Genomic DNA, 17974 nt, shown 5'->3' with positions numbered 1-17974 from the left:
CGGTTGCGGGCATTAAGGAGAGCTAGAAGAGCCTACTGACCGCTCTCGTCAGTGCGAGGAAGGTCCAGGTGGGGAGCTGAGCTGTCTGTCTGGTTCGAGGAATCCTCGGCATCTGCCGCAGCAGCCGCGGCGTCATTAGCCGCACCGGCCTCGGGTTCTGCACCGGCGCCGTCCTCAGACTCATTCTCGTAGGCGGAGAAATCCATGGACTTCTCAAGATCGGTCATGGGCTGGGAAGAGAAGGTGAACTTGGCCAGCTCGCCCTCCCCCTCGGTGTCCACAGTAATCTTCTCGCCCGGCTTGATCTCGCCGAAGAGAATCTTCTCAGACAGGGCATCTTCGATGTTCTTCTGCATCTCGCGGCGCAGCGGGCGGGCACCCATAGAGGGGTCGTAGCCCTTGGTTGCCATGAGAACCTTGGCAGAGTTGGTCAGCTCAATGCTCATGTCCTGCTCAGCCAGGCGCTTTGCCAGGCGACCCACGAAGAGATCAACAATCTGCAGAATCTCCTTCTCCTCCAACTGCGGGAAGACGATGATGTCGTCCACACGGTTGAGGAACTCGGGGCGGAAGTGCTCCTTGAGGTCTTCCATCACGCGGTGCTGCATACGCTCATAGTCGCCAGCAACATCGCCGCTGGACTGGAAGCCCACGGGCACCTTGCGAGCCAGGTCGCGGGAGCCAAGGTTAGTGGTCATAATGATCACGGTGTTCTTGAAGTCCACCACGCGACCCTGGGAGTCGGTCAGGCGGCCGTCTTCAAGAATCTGCAGCAGCGAGTTGAAGAGGTCAGCATGGGCCTTTTCAACCTCGTCAAAGAGAACCACCGAGAAGGGCTTGCGGCGTACCTTTTCGGTCAGCTGGCCGCCCTCTTCGAAGCCGACGTATCCGGGAGGGGCACCGAAGAGGCGGGAAACGGTGTGCTTCTCCTGGTACTCAGACATATCGAGGGTAATCAGAGCCGACTCATCGCCGAAGAGGAACTCCGCCAGCGCCTTAGCCAGCTCGGTCTTACCAACACCGGTGGGGCCGGCGAAGATGAAGGAGCCGCCGGGGCGGTTGGGATCCTTGAGACCGGCACGGGTACGGCGAATCGAGCGGGCCAGCGCCTTGATAGCATTCTCCTGGCCGATAATGCGCTTGTGCAGCTCGTCTTCCATCTTGAGCAGGCGGCCCGACTCTTCTTCGGTGATCTTGTAAACGGGAACACCGGTAGAAGCTGCCAGCACCTCGGAGATAACATCGGGAGTCACCTCGCCGAAAGCATCGCCGTTCTCGCGCCATGCCTTCTCCTGCTCGTCCTTCTCAGCAACGAGCTTCTGCTCCTTATCGCGCAGATCTGCCGCCTTCTCGAACTCGTTGTTCGCGATAGCGTCTTCCTTCTGCGCCTTGAGCTTGGCAATGCGCTCTTCAAGCTGCTTGATTTCCGGCGGCGCGGTCAGGCGCTTGATGCGCAGGCGGGCACCGGCCTCGTCAATCAGGTCCACTGCCTTATCGGGCAGGAAGCGATCGGAAATGTAGCGGGCCGAGAGGTTTACCGCTGACTCAATAGCGTCGTCGGTAATGGTCACCCGGTGGTGGGCCTCAAACTTATCGCGCACGCCCTTGAGAATATCAATGGCCATAGCCTGCGAGGGCTCGTCCACCTGAATGGGCTGGAAGCGGCGCTCCAGAGCGGCGTCCTTCTCAATGTGTTTGCGGTACTCGTCGAGGGTGGTTGCGCCGATGGTCTGTAGTTCGCCGCGGGCCAGCATGGGCTTGAGAATGGACGCCGCGTCGATTGCGCCCTCTGCCGCGCCAGCACCCACCAGGGTGTGGATCTCGTCGATAAAGAGGATGATATCGCCGCGGGTACGGATTTCCTTGAGCACCTTCTTCAGGCGTTCCTCAAAGTCACCGCGGTAGCGGGAACCTGCCACCAGCGAGCCCATGTCCAGGGTGTAGAGGTGCTTGTCTTTGAGGGTCTCGGGAACATCGTTGTGCACGATAGCCTGGGCCAGACCCTCGACCACGGCGGTCTTACCCACGCCGGGCTCACCGATAAGAACAGGGTTGTTCTTGGTGCGGCGGGAGAGAACCTGCATGACTCGCTCCATCTCGGCGTGACGACCAATCACCGGATCAAGCTTGCCCTCGCGGGCAGCGGCGGTGAGGTTGGTGCCGAACTGGTCAAGAATCGCCGAACCTGCGGGGGTGCCCTCACGGGACTGGCCAGCGCCAACACCGGCGGTTTCCTTGCCCTCACCGTTGTTGCCGGGGTAGCCGGAAATCATGTCGGTAACGGTCTGGCGCACCTGGGCAGGCTCAACGCCCAGTTTGGAGAGAACCTGGTTAGCTACGCCCTCGTTCGCGCGCACCATACCCAGCAGAATGTGCTCGGTACCGATGTAGCCGTGGTTGAGCTGAATAGCCTCGCGCATGGAAAGTTCCAGCACCTTCTTAGCGCGCGGGGTGAAGGGAATATGGCCGGACGGCGCTTGGGGACCGGGGCCGATGATGTCCTGAACCTGCTCGCGCACTGCCGAGAGGTTAACACCGAGGGATTCCAGAGCACGAGCGGCAATGCCCTCGCCCTCATGAATCAGACCGAGCAGCAGGTGCTCGGTGCCAATGTAATTATGGTTGAGCATGCGCGCTTCTTCCTGCGCAAGAACCACTACACGCCGCGCACGGTCGGTAAATCGTTCAAACATCGAACACTCCTAACAAATCTAACGTTAGAAAAAAGACTACGCGGGTTGAGCCCTATCTAGGGCACTGTTCGCAAGAGGTGAAAGCTCGAGCGGGCGCTTTCGCTCTGAGCATCTTTTGGCACTTTTATGGTGACAGATTCAGCTTGCCGCCCCACGGCAAATAGAACTCGAAATAAAAATAAAGCGAGACCTCCCACCGGGGAGGCCTCGCTTTTAGATAAGACCGAAAATTTCTAAGAAATAAAAGGTTCTACAAAAATCAATTTTTCAGATTTTTCTCAGGATTAGTTGCTAGCCTTCTGAGCTGCATAGTACTTATCCTGAATATCCTGGTGAATACGGCCGCGGTCTGAAACCTCATAACCGTTATCCTTAGCCCACTGGCGAATCAGCGCGGTATCGGGGTTACGCTTTGCAGAGCCGGTGTTCTTTGCGCCTGAGGGGCGGCCGGGAGTGCGGTTAGCACCCTGAACACGGCGGGCCTTAGCAGCAAAGGGGCGAATAGCATCGCGCAGACGAGCCGCGTTAGCGCTAGAGAGATCAATCTCGTAGTGGCCGCCGTCAAGACCGAAGCGCACGGTTTCTTCTGCGGGGCCGCCGTCGAGATCGTCTTCAAGAATGATCTTTACTTTCTGAGCCATTCTGCATTCTCCTTATAGAAAATTTCTTACCTAAACGATAAACCCAAAACAGAGTCAGCCGCTTAACAGCCTTGCGCCGTCTTGCACCAAAAGTGCTTTCCGGTGAAACGTTAACCGCCTACCTCAAGGCTTACTCCATATCTTATGAGGTCATACAAAATATTAGCAACAAAATCTTATAAATAAAAAATTATCGGAGAATAAGAAGATTCTCCGATAATTTTTCTAGCTAGAGGCTTATTCAAAAGTTTACAAAGACAGCCCGAGCGCGACTGGCCAACTGGCATCGGGGCTGGCGTTTAAGGGAGGTTGGCCAGCGCGCTCGGGCTGGAAACCCTACCTTTAAATAAACTTCCTAAGACTTCTTTGAACCCCAGCTCGGTTTTTCGCCAAAGGGGTCGCGGGTGCCCTCAGAGGCCTTGACCTTTTCGTACCAGGCTTCGGCGTCTGCCTGAAGCTCCTCTTTCATGCGGCGTTCTTTACGGTCAGCCTGGTTGATAGAACGCAGGATGAAGTAGAGAATCAGACCGGCTGCAATAGAAGGGATAACGGCAATGATGTAATCCATAGCGAACTACTCTGCCTCGGGCTTCATCAGCGGGAAGAGGATGGTCTCGCGAATGCCCAGGCCGGTAAAGAGCATCACCAGGCGGTCGATACCCAGTCCGATACCGCCCATGGGAGGTGCACCGTGTTCCAAGGCGCGCAGGAAGTCCTCGTCCAGCTGCATGGCCTCGTCGTCGCCAGCGGCAGCCAGGCGAGACTGCTCGGTGAGGCGCTGGCGCTGAATCACCGGGTCAATCAACTCGGAGAAGGCGGTGCCGCGCTCACGGCCGCCAATAATCAGATCCCAGGCTTCAATGACGCCGGGCTTCTCGCGGTGCGGGCGGGCCAGCGGCTGGGCCAGCGGCGGGTAGTCGTAGACAAAGGTGGGGTTGAGAAGGGTGGGCTCAACGATTTCACCGAAGAGCTCCATTACCAGCTTCTGCTCGTTCCACTTGGGGTCAACGGGAACCTCGTGCTTGGCAGCAATTTCGCGCAGGCGCTCAGCGGGGGTATCGATGGTGATTTCCTCGCCCACTGCCTCAGAGAGACCGGGGTAGACCGAAAGCCACTTCCACTCCCCCTTCAAATCAATGGTGCCCGCCTCGGTTTCAATCTCGTGAATACCCAGGGCATCGGCGCAGGCCATAATGATTTCCTGCATGCGCTCGGCCATCACAAACTGATCGGCGTATGCCTCATAGCATTCCAGGGTGGTGAACTCGGGACTGTGGGTGGAGTCGATACCCTCGTTACGGAAAACGCGGCCAATCTCGTAGACCCGCTCAATACCGCCCACCTCAGCACGCTTGAGGAAGAGCTCGGTGGCGATACGCAGGGTCATATCCTGGTCAAAAGCATTGAGGTGGGTCTCAAAGGGCCGGGCGGTAGCGCCGCCGTGCACCAGCTGAAGAATGGGGGTCTCTACCTCGATGTAGCCGTGGTCTTCAAGAACCCGGCGAATGGTAGAGGTAATCTTGGCACGCTTAATAACGGTCTGGCGAGCCTCATCGCGCACCATGAGATCGAGGTAGCGCTGGCGCACGCGGGTCTCTTCATTGAGCTCCTTGTGCAGGGTCGGCATGGGGCGCAGAGACTTAGAAGCCATCTGCCAAGAATCAGCCATCACAGAAAGCTCGCCGCGGCGGGAGGAAATAACCTCACCGTGCACAAACACAAAGTCACCCAAGTCAACCAGGGACTTCCACTCAACCAGGGCCTCTTCGCCCACGCCGTTGAGAGAAATCATCGCCTGAATACGGGTGCCGTCGCCCTGCTGAAGAGAAGCAAAGCAGAGCTTACCGGTGTTACGAACGAAAACAACGCGACCAGCCACGCCCACAAAGTCGCCGCTTGCCTCGTCTACCTCCAGCGCGCCGTCATACTTTTCACGCACCTCAGAAATAGTGTGGGTCACGGGCACGCCCACCGGGTAGGCGTCACGACCCGACTCAATCAGCTTCGCACGCTTCTCCATGCGAATCTGCATCTGCTCTGAAAGGTCTGCTACTGCTGAATTCTCGTTCTGATTCTTAGTCACGTATAAAGCCTAACGGTTCTGAAGCTCTTAGATGAGTTCCATATTGTCAATGAGGCGAGTTTCACCCACATAGGCAGCAACCAGCGCCAGAATCCGGGTGGAGTCGGCGGTGGGTGCCTCAAAGGTGGTGGGGTCTACTACCTCAAGGTAGTCAAGATTGACGTTCTCGGCGTGGTTAATCTTGTCGCGAGCGCTGCGCAAATCCAGGCTCTCGATACCGCGGCCCAGAATCTGCTCGCGCAGCAGCGCCAGGGTGCGGGAGAGCACCAGCGCCTTCTCCCGTTCCTCCTCAGAGAGGTACTCGTTGCGGGAGGAAAGCGCCAGGCCATTATCATCGCGCACAATTGCCACCGGCTTGACCACCACAGAGTGGTTAAAATCAGCCACCATGCGCTGCACCAGGGAGACCTGCTGGGCGTCCTTCTGCCCAAAGTAAGCGTTGAGGGTGCAACGGCCGGCAGCCGGTGCCAGAATGTTGAAGAACTTGTTAATAACGGTCAGAGCGCCGTCAAAGTGACCGGGGCGGGTTTTACCCTCAAACTTCTGCCCCAATTCGCCCGAGAACACGGTGATGCGCGGTTTGCCGCCGGGGTATATTTCCTCCACCGAGGGCGCAAACACAAAATCAACGCCGGCTTCTACCGCCACCGCGACGTCCGCGTTCAAATCCCGCGGGTAACGGTCGAAGTCTTCATCGGGGCCGAACTGTAGCGGGTTGACGAAAATCGACACCACGACGACGTCGTTCTGCTCGCGGGCACGGCGGAGCAGGGTTGCGTGCCCGGTGTGGAAGGCGCCCATGGTTGCAACGTAACCCAGTGTGGGCTGTTTTGCCGGGGACTCCTCGGTTGCCTGCTCGGCTCGAACCTTTTTAGCATGCTTGAGAGCTTTGCGGATCTTCTGCTGAAGTTCTTCGATAGATCGAACAATTTCGGGACTATTCGCCACGGTCTGAACGGTCCTTTCTAAGTATGTGCGTGAAGTATTCTACTCGCCTAAAGCGGAAATAACCTGTTGCAAGGCCTCATCGGTCAGTGCCCCGCGGGCGTGGGCGCGGGTAGCAGTGGCCTTTGCCAAGGCTAAATACGCTGCGGAAATATCTTTTGCCCCCTCTTCTGTTGCAAAGTTTTCAAGCTCTTGCAGGTGGACGGCGACGCTCTGGGAGTCCCCGCGCGCCACCGGCCCGGTGAGCGCGTTTTCGCCGGATGCCAAAGAATTATCCACACTAGCTCGCAACAGGGGTTCCAGGTAGCGGGCGGGATTCTCAATCCCCACCGCAGCAAGAACCTGCTGGGCCTGGCCTGCGATAGTTACCAGGTGGTTTGAGGCATGGGCCAAAGCCGCGTGGTACAGCGGGCGATCCCCTTCAGCCACCATAACCGGTTCACCGCCCATTTCAACCACCAAAGCCTGGGCAATCGGAAGAAAGGCGGCGGGGCCGGTCACCGCAAAGCCCGTATTCTTGAGGCGGGCAAGGTCGAGGGAGAGCCCCGTGAAGGTCATAGCCGGATGGATCGCCAGACCAATCGCACCCTTCTGCCGCACCGGATCAAGCACACCGGCACCGTGCCTGCCACTGGTATGAATAAAAATCTGGCCCTGCTGCACACTTTCGGTAGCTGCTATGCCAGCAATCAGAGACTCCAGCGCATCATCGGGAACCGCCAGAAGAACCACCTCTGACCGCTCCACAATCTCGGGAATCTGTAGAACCGGCACCCCGGGAAGAAGCGCCTCAGCCCGGGTCAGCGAACCTTCCGAGACAGCGTGCACGCCAACAATAGCGTGGCCAGCCTCGCGCAGGGCTGCACCCAACACAGCCCCCACCTTGCCGGCCGAGATAATACCAATGCCTAAACGAGCAGGTTTCAAAGAGTTCATTGGGCTCTAGTGTACTAGAGAGCACAGCTCCGCGGGTGGGGCTCATGCCTCGCGGACGGGGATGCGCCAGCTCCGCTACCCCACCGCAAGTTGCGCCTGGCGCACCAGCAGTGCCCTTGCCACCTCGGCGTCGGCATGGTGCACCCGCGCCACACCGCCTCCTGCGGTCTCCACCGTCAGGTTTGCCAGGCCGCGACGCCTCGCCCAGGGCCCCTGGTCGCAGGTCAGCGCCTGAATCTTGGCGTGGGGCACCACCGCCAGATTCCTGGTCAGCCGCCCGCTTCGAGCCAGCAGTACCTCGGGTAGCAGGGCAAAACCGTTGCGCTGCCAGGTCAGAGGGTCAAACAGTTTTGCCCTGTCGGGCGAGGTCACAAAGCCACCCGCCTGCCCGGCGCCGTCCATCCCCACCAGCAGAACATCGGTGAGCTCGGCAGCAAGCACCTGCGGGAGCACGCGCCTAATCTCCTCGCGGGTACCCACCGGTAGCAGCTCACCGGCAAACACGCTCTCGCCTGCCTCTTTACCCGCCAGAGAAACCTGCACCCTGTACCAGCCAAAGATCCTCCAGAGAAAGGGCTGTTCCACACGCAGACTCTGAATTCGCCCCTGGGGCACGGTCTGGGTCTGGGTATCGGCAAATCCAAAGCGGGTTTTCAGCCCGTCGGGGCCGGTAGAGAGCCTGAAGTTATAGCCGGTGTTAAAGCGTTTCCAGACCGCCGAGACAAAACCTGCTACCACCGCAAAATTGGCAAAGAGCGCCCCGGTGATACTGGCGCCGGTCACCATCGAAATCACCGCCACGGTCACAATCACCAGCAGGGCAAAGATGTTCCAGAGGTTCAGCGCCATCGAGGCCAGCAGGCGCGCGATAGGCACCCGCACAATCTGCTCTTCCTCGCTCTCGTCAGCACTCGGTACAGGTGAGGACGCCGCCGCGGCGTCGTCCTGAACATCAGACTTCAAGGCCCGCACCTGCGAGAGCAAATCAGCGCGCAGGCTGTGGGCCTGGCTGTTCGAGAGGTACTTGACCGCCAGGGCGGAGTCGGAGCCGTCTGCAACATCGAATTTCAGCTCTGCCAGGCCCAGCAGGCGGGGTAGCAGGGAGCGGTTAATGTCGATGGACTGCACGCGGTCAAGGCGCACCTGGCGCTGGGTCTTGTTCAGCACCCCCGACTTCACGTAGACGTGGTTCTCCCCCACCGCAAAGCTATAGAACCACCAGCCGATGTAAAAGGGCAGAAGAATCAGCGCAAAGAGCAGAAGCAGGGAAACCGGTAGCCACAGGGCACCCAGGGATGACACCCAGGAGAGGGGGCCAGCAAGCTCAGGCGCTGAGGTGAGATAGTCCAGGCTCTGCCTTGAATTTTCAATAAACTCCCGGCCAAAGCTGAAGAGTGCCACAAAAATAACAAGCCAGGCATTCACAAGGGGCGAGAGAACGTGGGCACGGCGAAATTCAAGATTCTCCATTAGAGGCCCACCATCTTGGCGTCAGAAAGATCGGTGAGGGTTTCTCTCAGCTGCTCAGCGGTGGCAGTGGGCAGACCGGGAATAGAAATCGATGCTGAAGAGGCAGTATTGACCACCACCCGGGCAAGTTTCAGCCGAGATTCAAGGGGGCCCGAGGTCACATCAACATACTGGATTCGCCCGTAGGGAATCGCCCTGACCTTGCGAAAGAAAACGCCGTTGGTCTTAAGCAGGTGGTCCCGGCGTTCGCTGTAGCCGATTGCTTTGACCCTGCCCCGCACCAGCACGGTCAGCCAAATTTGCCAGATTGCCACCAGGGCAAGAATTCCTCCGGTGAGCCAGAGGGGCCAGCCCCAGTTGCCCAGGCTGGAACCCACCAGCGGCAGGGCCGCCAGAAGAAGCCAAAAAACCGACCAGAGGACGCGGGAAATCAGTCTCACCTTCACATAGCGGGGCGAAACCCTCTTCCAGTCAATCTCTGCCGGGTCGATGGTGGAAGTTCCCCGACCGTCGAAGTCAAGGGGTGGCAGGGTCTGGGAAAAACGCGGTTCTGTGGTTTCCACGGTGGTCTCCTTTGATCAGGCGGTAGCACCAAGCTAGCACAGCAGACCCCTCTGAGGCCGAGAGGCCACTTTTATACCGTTTTTTGCAGAAATTCGGTATAAAAATGGCCTCTCGGCTAGAAAGAAAAGGCTAATCATTCCTCGCGTAGCCCTGGCTTTCGCGGGAGTTGACCGCCGGCTGGGAGCCGGTATCAGCGCCGTCCTCGGGAGGAATTTTGCACCAGGCCTCAACTATCAGCCCCACGATAACCATCACCAGCCCACCCAGCAGGTTGGCACCGGCCTCAAGCAGGGGGTTCCAGAGCTGGCGCGCGGCAAAAAGCGGAATCTGAAAAACCAACAGGGCGGTGCTCCAGCCCGCCATCACGGCCCCCGTGTAGGCGCAGGCCTGGGCAAAGACGGCGGTGCGGGCGGCTAAGAGCGGATCCATGAGCTTGGCGTCTTTGCGGCGCTGGCGGTTAGAGTACTTGCGCACCTCCATGCCGAAGAAGAGGGTAATTCCCGAAATCACCATAGAAATAACGAAGAAAAGAAGCGGTGGCTGTAAAACCGGCCCGCCAGCCCCCACGCTGATGCCGTTGAGAAGCGCACCGGCGGCCAGCGCCAGCACAAAAACCAAAATCAGCACGCGGATCTTGAGCAACCTCATGTGCAAACCACCGGAGCGGCACGGAACTCACGAATACCGTCGTAGTCATGGGCGTGTTCCGCCAGCTTAATCACCGACTCGCCGGCAAGCTGGGCGGTCGGATCCATGCGAGCCCAGGGCGCCAGCACAAAAGCACGCTCGGCAGCCAGCGGGTGAGGCAGGGTGAGGTCGGGCTCGTCCATCTCAATCTGCGCGTATTCGATAATGTCAATATCTAAGGTGCGAGGTCCCCAGCGCACCTCGCGGGTGCGGTGGTGTTTGAGCTCAATCTCCTGGCAGTAGCGCAGCAGATCAAAGGGGCTCAGCGTGGTCTCAATTTCAACCACCAGGTTCAGAAAATCGGGCTGGTTCTCGGGCCCGCCCACCGCGGCGGTGATAGCAATGGGAGAAATCTTCTTCACGTCAATCTTCTCGTGACTGCACAAATCACCGATTGCGCTGATTAGGGTATCTTCTTTCTCCCCCAGGTTAGATCCCAGAGCCAAGATAGCTTTTACACTCATGTATTCTCCCTGAAGATAGTGACCGAAACATCCGAGAAGGTCACGTCAATCGGTGCCTTGGGCTTGTGCACGGTCAATTCCAGCGCCATTACTGAAAACCGTTCCAGCACCGATGAAGCAATACGTTCGGCAAGAGTCTCAATCAGATCCAGGGATTCGCCGGTGACGACGTCGCGAATGCACTCAGCTACCTCAGCGTAGTTGACGGTGTGCGCCACGTCGTCTGTTTCTGCCGCCCTGGCAAAGTCGGTGAACATGGTGATGTCCACAAAGAAAGGCTGGCCGGTCTGCTTCTCAGAATCCAGCACCCCGTGGTAGCCCACGCAACCCACGCCAGTGAGCGTAATACGGTCAGCCCGAGCTAATCGCTCGCTCAAGTGAGTTGAGACAGTCGCGTTCTCTACAGTCACTCGCAGGCTCCTTTTCTCTTTGAGACCCTGAGACCGGTAGCTACCGGTACTCTCATTATCACCACAATCTACCCATAAACCTGAGGAGAGTCAGCGTGCGGACTTCCACAGCTAAAACTGGCCCGGAGCAGGCAAAAGGCTAAATTTCGCGGTTTTTCGGGCATTGTTCAACCTGTATAAATATGCAAGAGAGGTTAAAGTCACACACCGACTTTGTGTGTCAAACGTATAGCATGTTGGTTCTTTACAGCGGGTAGGTTACCCAGAACTCATTTGTTACGGCCGGGCGAAATCGGCTTCATCTTCAGCCGCCCGAATCGCACTCACTGTTGCAATGGCATCTGCGCTTTCCCGCACGGCATGCACGCGAACCCCCCACGCCCCGTGCAGGGCCGAAAAGGCAGAAATAGTTGCGGTGGCGACGTCCCTGCCCTCAGAATCCCGCAGCTGCACCTCGGCACCGGTGCGGCGCTCGTCCTCGTTCTTGAGCAGGGTAGCCACAAAGCGCTTACGCGAACCCGCCACCAGCACCGGCCCCAGCTTTTTGAGCTCCTCGATTCCGGCAATCAGCTGCCAGTCCTGCAGGCCCGCCTTGGCAAAGCCCAGACCGGGATCAACAATGATGTTCCGTTCCTTCACACCCGCTTCAAGCAGACGCTGTTTGAGACCGGCTAGTTCCTGCACCACCTCTGCCACCGTGTTCTCGTAGGAGGCCCTCGAATCCATCGTGGTCGAATCCCCTCGCGCGTGCATGAGGATGTAGGGCACGCCCAGTTGGGCCACCGTCTCAATCATTTCCGCGCTCACGCTCATGCCCGAGACGTCATTGATAATGTGGGCGCCCGCCTCAACCGCCGCGCGGGCGGTGGAAGCGTTCATGGTGTCAACGCTCATGACGACGCCGCGAGCCGCCAACTCGCGGATGACCGGCAGGATGCGCCGCTGCTCCTCTTCGGGGCTAATGCGGACGGCGCCGGGGCGGGTAGACTCGCCGCCCACATCGATGAGGTCGGCACCCTGTTTGACCATGTCAAGGGCATGTTCTACCGCCTGTTCAGGCGCGTAGTGGAGCCCGCCGTCTGAGAAAGAATCGGGGGTAACGTTGAGGATGCCCATCACCAGGGTACGGTTCTGGGGAAGCTGTTGCAGAATGCTCATGGTTCTACCGGTATTACCCCTTATGCAGAATCAGGCTCATCGCCTCAGCCCGGGTCGCCTCGCTGCGAAGCTGGCCCCTCACCGCTGAGGTCACGGTCTTGGTGCCGGGCTTCTTCACCCCGCGCATGCTCATGCACATGTGCTCGCCCTCAACCACCACAATGGCACCGGCAGGTTCCAGGTTCTCTTCCAGGGCCTCGACAATCTGGGTGGTCATGCGCTCCTGCACCTGGGGGCGCTTGGCAAAAACATCTACCACGCGCGCCAGCTTTGAGAGGCCGGTGACCTTGCCGGATTCCCCGGGAATGTAGCCGATATGCGCCACCCCGAAGAAGGGCACCAGGTGGTGCTCGCAGGTGGAGTAGAAAGGAATGTCTTTGACCAGCACCAGCTCGGAGTGGTTGATGTCAAAGGTCTTAGACAGGTGCTCGGAAGCATCGGAGTGCAAACCGGCGAACATTTCCTCATAGGCGCGGGCAACCCGTGCGGGAGTGTCTACCAGACCGTCCCGATCAGGGTCTTCCCCAATCGCAATCAGAATCTCGCGTACCGCAGCCTCAATGCGGGGCTGGTCTACTGTCATTTAGCGCCCGCCGTCCCAGGGATTGTTGATGTCCGTTGCCGGAGGATCGTTCGGGGTGGTGTCGGGGTCGATCACCGGCTGCTGAACGATTACCTCGGTCTCGTCGTCCCCGTGGTTTTCCCCGGGAGCCGAACCGGCGTCGTCCTGACCCCCTGCATTCTCGCTACCTGCGGGAGCCGAACCGGCGCGCTCCTTCTCGGCTTCAAGCTCCGAGGGGGCCTTGACCGGCGGCAGGTCAGAGGGCAGGCGGTTGTTCTTGGAGTACCAGTAGGCGCGCTCCTCGCGCTTGCGCACCTTGGAGAAAATCTCTGCCAGTTCCTTCTCCAGCAGGGTCTCCTTCTCCAGCAGGGCAAGGGCCAGGGCATCGAGCACATCGCGGTTATCGCGCAGAATCTCGTAGGCCTCGTCGTGGGCGGTCTCAAGAAGCTGGGCTACTTCCTGGTCAACGGTAAAGGCCATCTCGTCGGAGTAGTTATTGCCCGCACCTGCGCCACCGCCCAAGAAGGGGTCAGATTCCTTGGAGGCAAGGCGCACCGAGCCCACCTTGGCAGACATACCGTACTCGGTCACCATCTTGCGGGCGGTATCGGTTGCCTTCTGAATATCGTTGGAGGCGCCGGTGGAGGGATCGTGGAAAATCAGCTCCTCGGCAGCACGACCACCCATAGCGTAGGCCATCTGGTCAAGCAGCTCGTGGCGGGTGGTGGAGTACTTGTCGTCCTGGGGCATCACCATGGTGTAGCCCAGGGCGCGGCCGCGGGGCAGAATCGTAATCTTGGTGACGGGCGCCGAGTTGCGCAGCGCCGCCGCCACCAGCGCGTGGCCGCCCTCGTGGTAGGCGGTTACCTTACGCTCGTGCTCGCTCATAATGCGGGACGAGCGCTGCGGGCCGGCCATCACGCGGTCGATCGCCTCGTCAATGGCGCGCTCGTCAATCACGTTCGCGCCGTCGCGGGCGGTGAGCAGGGCAGACTCGTTCATTACGTTGGCGAGGTCTGCGCCGGTAAAGCCGGGGGTGCGCTTAGCCACGGATGCCAAATCAACGCGGCGGTCAATGGGCTTGCCCGCTGCGTGCACCTCAAGAATGCGCTGGCGCCCCTTCAGATCGGGGGCGTCAACACCCACCTGGCGGTCGAAGCGGCCGGGGCGCAGCAGGGCGGGATCAAGGACGTCGGGGCGGTTGGTCGCGGCGATCACGATGATGTTGGAGGTGCCATCGAAGCCGTCCATCTCAACCAGCAGCTGGTTCAGAGTCTGTTCGCGCTCGTCATTGCCGCCGCCCATACCGACGCCGCGCTGGCGACCGACGGCGTCAATCTCGTCCACAAAGATAATGGCGGACTTGTTGGACTTGGCCTCCTTGAAGAGGTCACGCACACGGGAGGCACCCACACCCACGAACATCTCCACAAAGTCAGAACCGGAGATGGAGTAGAAGGGCACGCCCGCCTCGCCAGCCACAGCCTTAGCCAGCAGGGTCTTACCGGTGCCGGGAGGGCCGTAAAGCAGCACACCCTTAGGAATCTTGGCGCCCAGACGGGTGAACTTCTCGGGCTCCGCCAGGAACTCACGAACTTCCTCAAGCTCGGCAAGGGCCTCATCAACACCGGCAACATCGGCAAACCGAACGGTGGGGTTATCCTTATTGAACTTCTTCGCCTTGGACTTAGAGAAGTTCATAATCTGGGAGCCGCCACCGCCCATGCGGGTCATCAAGAACCAGAAAATCAGCACCATAATCAGCAGGGGCGCAATAAAGCTCAGCATGGAGAGGAACCAGTTGTTCTCCACCGGCTGGTCAGTGTAGCTCTCCAAATCGGCATTATCCATCGCCTGCACTACGTCATTAGCGCGGGGCTCAACGTAGTAGAAGGTCAGGTTCTTACCCAGGTCACGGCCCTCAGAATTGGTGTAATTATCCTTGAGCTCCAGCTCAACCTTCTGGTCGCCGTCATAAATCTTCGCGCTGGTTACCTTCTTATCTTCAAGAAGCTGCACGCCAACATTGGTATCTACCTGGTTAGAGCTGCTAAAAAGCCCGCCCATAGAGATAGACCCAATAACAATCAAGACAACCAGGGCAATGAACCAGGGGCCCGAAATGAGCTTGCCCCAGAAACCCTTCTTCTGATTATCAGGGTTTTGATTGGTGTTCTGCGCCAATGAAAAGTCCTCCAAAGTACCGGCTGTTGCCAAGCAAAATCACCGGCACCCGCTTCACCCGCCTTAAAAGGGTAAAAGCCAGCACTGGCAATCATAAAAACTGCACTCTAATCTACCCGCTTTGGCTGAAAGCTTGCAGAGAGTCAGTCAAGGTTCACCTCATGGCTAAACAATTGAGGTAAGAAAATGCCCCGCCGCCCCTCTTCTGAAGGGCAACGAGGCCGTTACTCACACACATCTTTAGGAGTAAACGTGCGGAGCCAGGGTAGCAATGCAATCAAGGTTACGGTAACGCTCTGCAAAGTCCAGGCCATAGCCCACCACAAACTCGGGCTCAATATCCCAGCCCACGTACTTGACCTCAACATCGGTCTTGACCGACTTGGGCTTGCGCAGCAGGGTGCAGATCTCAACCGAAGCAGCACCTCGAGACTTCAGGTTGCCCTGCAACCACTGCAGGGTCAGGCCAGAGTCAATGATGTCTTCAACAATCAGCACATCGCGGCCGGTCAAATCGGTATCGAGATCCTTGAGAATGCGCACAACGCCAGAAGACTTGGTGCCGGAACCGTAGGATGACACTGCCATCCAGTCCATCGTGTAGTGGCTCTTCAGCGCGCGAGAGAGGTCAGCCATGACCATGATTGCGCCCTTGAGCACGCCCACCAGCAGAACGTCTTTACCCTTGTAATCCTCATCGATACGGTTCGCAAGCTCAGTGATCTTGGCGTCGATTTCTTCCTTAGAGAAGAGCACGTGCTTGATGTCGTCTTTTACATCATTTGCGTCCACGATTAATTTTCCTTTGACGTTGTTTTGCGCGTTGAGGTCTAGTCTATCGCTTCAAGAGCATATTTTTCGAACTCTGGGTTGCTCCCAGCACCAGCACGCCCCTTTTTCTCAGGGGGCCCGCCGGCCTCATCTTCCAGGCACTCACATGCCCCGACATCTGCACCGGCCCCGCCACCGCCAGCTCCCGCACGAAAGCGTCTAGCGCTGCGAGTCTTTCGAAGGACGCCGCGTGCCCGCCGACCCTCTGCACCAGCAGGGAGAGCACGCGGCGGCGCAGGGCTTCCGGCAGGGCCGCAATTTCAGCCCGGTCTAGCACCAGAATCTGCTCCCCCTCGACCTCGGCGGGCAGGGCCAGATTCGCTGAAATTACAAAAGTTTCATCCTCCACCAGCTGGCGCGCCTGCCGGTCTAGGTAGTCCGAGTCCGGGCCCAAAATCTGCGCTGTTCTTGCCAGCGATGTAGCTACGTCCCCGCCCAGCTGCTCTTCGAGGAAGGGCAAAATAGTATGCCGCACCCGCGCCCGCATCAGCGACTCGTCAGCATTGGTTGGGTCGTACCAGGGCTCCAGCTCTTCTGCCTCACAGATCTCTTCAATATCTGCCCGGCGCAGGTTCAGCAGGGGGCGAATCAGGGTCAGCTCCCCCTGCCGCCGCACCTCAGCCATGCCCGCCAGCGACCGGGTACCCGACCCTCGAGCCAGCCCCAGCAAAACTGTCTCTGCCTGGTCGTCGAGGGTGTGCGCTAGTAGGACGCCGCTTGCCCCCGTCTCTGCCACCGCCTCAGCAAAGGCACCGTAGCGGGCTGTTCGCGCCGCCATCTCGGGGCCCCCGGCAGCAGAATCCACGATCACGGTTTTCACCACAACCGGGTCAAGTCCCAGGGCTCGACACCGATCAGCGGCGGTTTCAGCCACCTGTGCCGACCCGGGCTGGAGCTGGTGGTCCACGATTACCGCGCCCACCCGCGCGTCCTGCCGTCGTACAAAGTGCGCCGCCACCGACGCCAGCGCCAGCGAGTCGGGGCCACCGGAGCAACCCACCAGAAAGAGCGGCTTGGCATCTAGGGGCTCCCTATTTTGAGAAGGCTTGCCCGATGCCGCCACGCTTCCCGGCCCCAAAAACTCATTGAGCACCCGCGCGGTCTCAAAACGCGCGCGCCCCACCGCCGGCGAAAGTCGCCCCTTACGCCCGGTCTGCATGAGCGCCGTCCTTCAATACGCGGTCAATCCAGGCCTGCGGGTTGTGGATTTCGGCCTCGGTGGGCAGGGTTTCAGGAGACTCCCAAATGCGGTTGAAACGCTCCATTCCCTCGGCGTCAACAATAAACTGAACGAACTTCTGGCCGTCTTTGTACTGGCGCATCTTCCGTTCCATACCCAACAGCTTAAAGGCCAGCTTGGTGAGGAACTTCTGCGACTCACTACGCCGGTTGAAGCGCTGGCGAATGGTCTTGACGGTGGGCACAATCGAAGAGTCCACGGCGTCCATCACCACATTGGCGTGGCCCTCCAGCAGGCTCATCACCGCGGTAATGCGGCTCATGGTTTCCTTGGCCTCGGCGTTGAGCAGCAGGGAGCCCTTTTCCCTGCCCGCCCTACCCTTCTGCAGGGAGTCCTTGACAGAAACGGCGGAGTCTAGCACCCGGCTCCAGAGGTTATCGGTGGTAGCGCCCAGGCTGGTTGCCATCTGCTGCATCAAATCGAGCATGTAGTCCCGCAGCCAGGGGGCGGCGGCAAACTGCACGCGGTGGGTCTGCTCGTGCAGGCACACCCAGAGACGGAAATCCTGCGGGTCGAGGTTGAGCTCCCGCTCCACGCTGAGCAGGTTGGGGGCAACAATCATCAGGCGACCACCCGCTGCCCCGTGCCCGGCGAGCGCCGCGTAGGGCTCGTACTGGCCCAGCACCCGGGTTGCCATAAAGGCAAGGACGCCGCCGAGTTCAGCCGCTCCCGCATAGCGGGTAACTGTCTTCTGGGCCTCGGTGAGCTCGGCAAACTTCTTGCCCATCACCGACTCCCCCACCGGGTCTAGCATCACGCCAAAGGACTGGGTGTTGGCCTTGGCCCAGGTTGCTCGGTCAACAATGAGAACCTCGGAATCACGCAGGTTCTTGGCGACTTCTAGGCCTGTAATTTCATAGACGTAGTCCACCGATTCCAGGGCGGCATAGCGCATGGACTCCACGGCAGCGTTCATCTTTTTCTGGTTCAGCCGGGAGCTTTTGCTGAGCTTGGGGCCGGCGGGAGCCAGAGCGGCGGCAATTTTTCCGGCAGCCGCCCAGTCGATGATGTTGGCTTGGGGGGTTTGGTTTGAAGAAGTCATCGTCTCCCAGTCTAGCGGGCATCAGGCGCCGGGGGCAGGGTGGCGGGCGGGCGACGTCCTCGAC

Annotated in this window: 17 protein-coding genes; all 17 read right to left on the bottom strand. The window is 59.2% G+C overall.

Features of this window, described 5'->3' with window-relative positions; all coding sequences use genetic code 11:
• Positions 1-32 precede the first annotated feature (32 nt).
• Complete coding sequence (locus tag IEV00_RS08275; RefSeq protein WP_188359897.1) at positions 33-2693, bottom strand: ATP-dependent Clp protease ATP-binding subunit; 2661 nt, start codon at positions 2691-2693, stop codon at positions 33-35.
• Positions 2694-2977: 284 nt separating this feature from the next.
• Entirely contained in the window at positions 2978-3334 is a 357-nt protein-coding gene (locus tag IEV00_RS08270) for a histone-like nucleoid-structuring protein Lsr2 (RefSeq protein ID WP_188359896.1), read from the bottom strand.
• A 355-nt stretch (positions 3335-3689) separates the two neighbouring features.
• The gene (locus IEV00_RS08265) at positions 3690-3902 is read right to left on the bottom strand and encodes an OPA3 family protein (RefSeq protein WP_188359895.1); all 213 of its coding nucleotides are present in this window, start codon (positions 3900-3902) and stop codon (positions 3690-3692) included.
• A 6-nt stretch (positions 3903-3908) separates the two neighbouring features.
• Positions 3909-5366 (bottom strand): lysine--tRNA ligase, encoded by a 1458-nt coding sequence (gene lysS / locus IEV00_RS08260; RefSeq protein ID WP_188360113.1) that lies wholly within the window; start codon positions 5364-5366, stop codon positions 3909-3911.
• A gap of 78 nt (positions 5367-5444) precedes the next feature.
• Positions 5445-6365: a pantoate--beta-alanine ligase gene (panC, locus tag IEV00_RS08255; RefSeq protein WP_188359894.1), complete on the bottom strand. Its 921-nt coding sequence runs from the start codon at positions 6363-6365 to the stop codon at positions 5445-5447.
• A 39-nt stretch (positions 6366-6404) separates the two neighbouring features.
• Positions 6405-7298: a Rossmann-like and DUF2520 domain-containing protein gene (locus IEV00_RS08250; protein WP_188359893.1), complete on the bottom strand. Its 894-nt coding sequence runs from the start codon at positions 7296-7298 to the stop codon at positions 6405-6407.
• 75 nt (positions 7299-7373) lie between these two features.
• The gene (locus IEV00_RS08245; protein ID WP_188359892.1) at positions 7374-8768 is read right to left on the bottom strand and encodes a PH domain-containing protein; all 1395 of its coding nucleotides are present in this window, start codon (positions 8766-8768) and stop codon (positions 7374-7376) included.
• Positions 8768-9331 (bottom strand): PH domain-containing protein, encoded by a 564-nt coding sequence (locus tag IEV00_RS08240; protein WP_188359891.1) that lies wholly within the window; start codon positions 9329-9331, stop codon positions 8768-8770. The genes IEV00_RS08245 and IEV00_RS08240 overlap by 1 nt, the downstream gene beginning before the upstream one ends.
• A gap of 130 nt (positions 9332-9461) precedes the next feature.
• Complete coding sequence (locus IEV00_RS08235; protein WP_188359890.1) at positions 9462-9980, bottom strand: DUF3180 domain-containing protein; 519 nt, start codon at positions 9978-9980, stop codon at positions 9462-9464.
• The gene (gene folK / locus IEV00_RS08230) at positions 9977-10483 is read right to left on the bottom strand and encodes a 2-amino-4-hydroxy-6-hydroxymethyldihydropteridine diphosphokinase (protein WP_188359889.1); all 507 of its coding nucleotides are present in this window, start codon (positions 10481-10483) and stop codon (positions 9977-9979) included. The genes IEV00_RS08235 and folK overlap by 4 nt, the downstream gene beginning before the upstream one ends.
• Entirely contained in the window at positions 10480-10893 is a 414-nt protein-coding gene (folB, locus tag IEV00_RS08225; RefSeq protein WP_229723150.1) for a dihydroneopterin aldolase, read from the bottom strand. The genes folK and folB overlap by 4 nt, the downstream gene beginning before the upstream one ends.
• A 276-nt stretch (positions 10894-11169) precedes the next feature.
• A complete protein-coding gene (gene folP, locus IEV00_RS08220; protein ID WP_188359888.1) occupies positions 11170-12051 on the bottom strand; it encodes a dihydropteroate synthase in 882 nt (293 codons plus the stop codon).
• A 13-nt stretch (positions 12052-12064) separates the two neighbouring features.
• Entirely contained in the window at positions 12065-12634 is a 570-nt protein-coding gene (folE, locus tag IEV00_RS08215) for a GTP cyclohydrolase I FolE (protein ID WP_188359887.1), read from the bottom strand.
• Entirely contained in the window at positions 12635-14797 is a 2163-nt protein-coding gene (gene ftsH / locus IEV00_RS08210) for an ATP-dependent zinc metalloprotease FtsH (protein WP_188359886.1), read from the bottom strand. It abuts the gene before it with no gap.
• 240 nt (positions 14798-15037) lie between these two features.
• Positions 15038-15589, bottom strand: a complete 552-nt coding sequence (gene hpt, locus IEV00_RS08205) for a hypoxanthine phosphoribosyltransferase (RefSeq protein ID WP_188359885.1) — start codon at positions 15587-15589, stop codon at positions 15038-15040.
• 43 nt (positions 15590-15632) lie between these two features.
• Positions 15633-16787 carry a tRNA lysidine(34) synthetase TilS gene (gene tilS / locus IEV00_RS08200; RefSeq protein WP_188359884.1) on the bottom strand — a complete coding sequence of 385 codons (1155 nt, stop codon included), beginning with the start codon at positions 16785-16787 and terminating at the stop codon, positions 15633-15635.
• A complete protein-coding gene (locus IEV00_RS08195; protein WP_188359883.1) occupies positions 16771-17910 on the bottom strand; it encodes an Rv3626c family coenzyme F420 biosynthesis-associated protein in 1140 nt (379 codons plus the stop codon). Before IEV00_RS08195 ends, tilS begins: the two co-directional genes overlap by 17 nt.
• Between the last annotated feature and the right edge of the window lie 64 nt (positions 17911-17974).

The organism is Rothia aerolata (assembly GCF_014635585.1).
Taxonomy (GTDB): domain Bacteria; phylum Actinomycetota; class Actinomycetes; order Actinomycetales; family Micrococcaceae; genus Rothia; species Rothia aerolata.
This window is presented reverse-complemented; position numbering and strand designations above follow the sequence as displayed.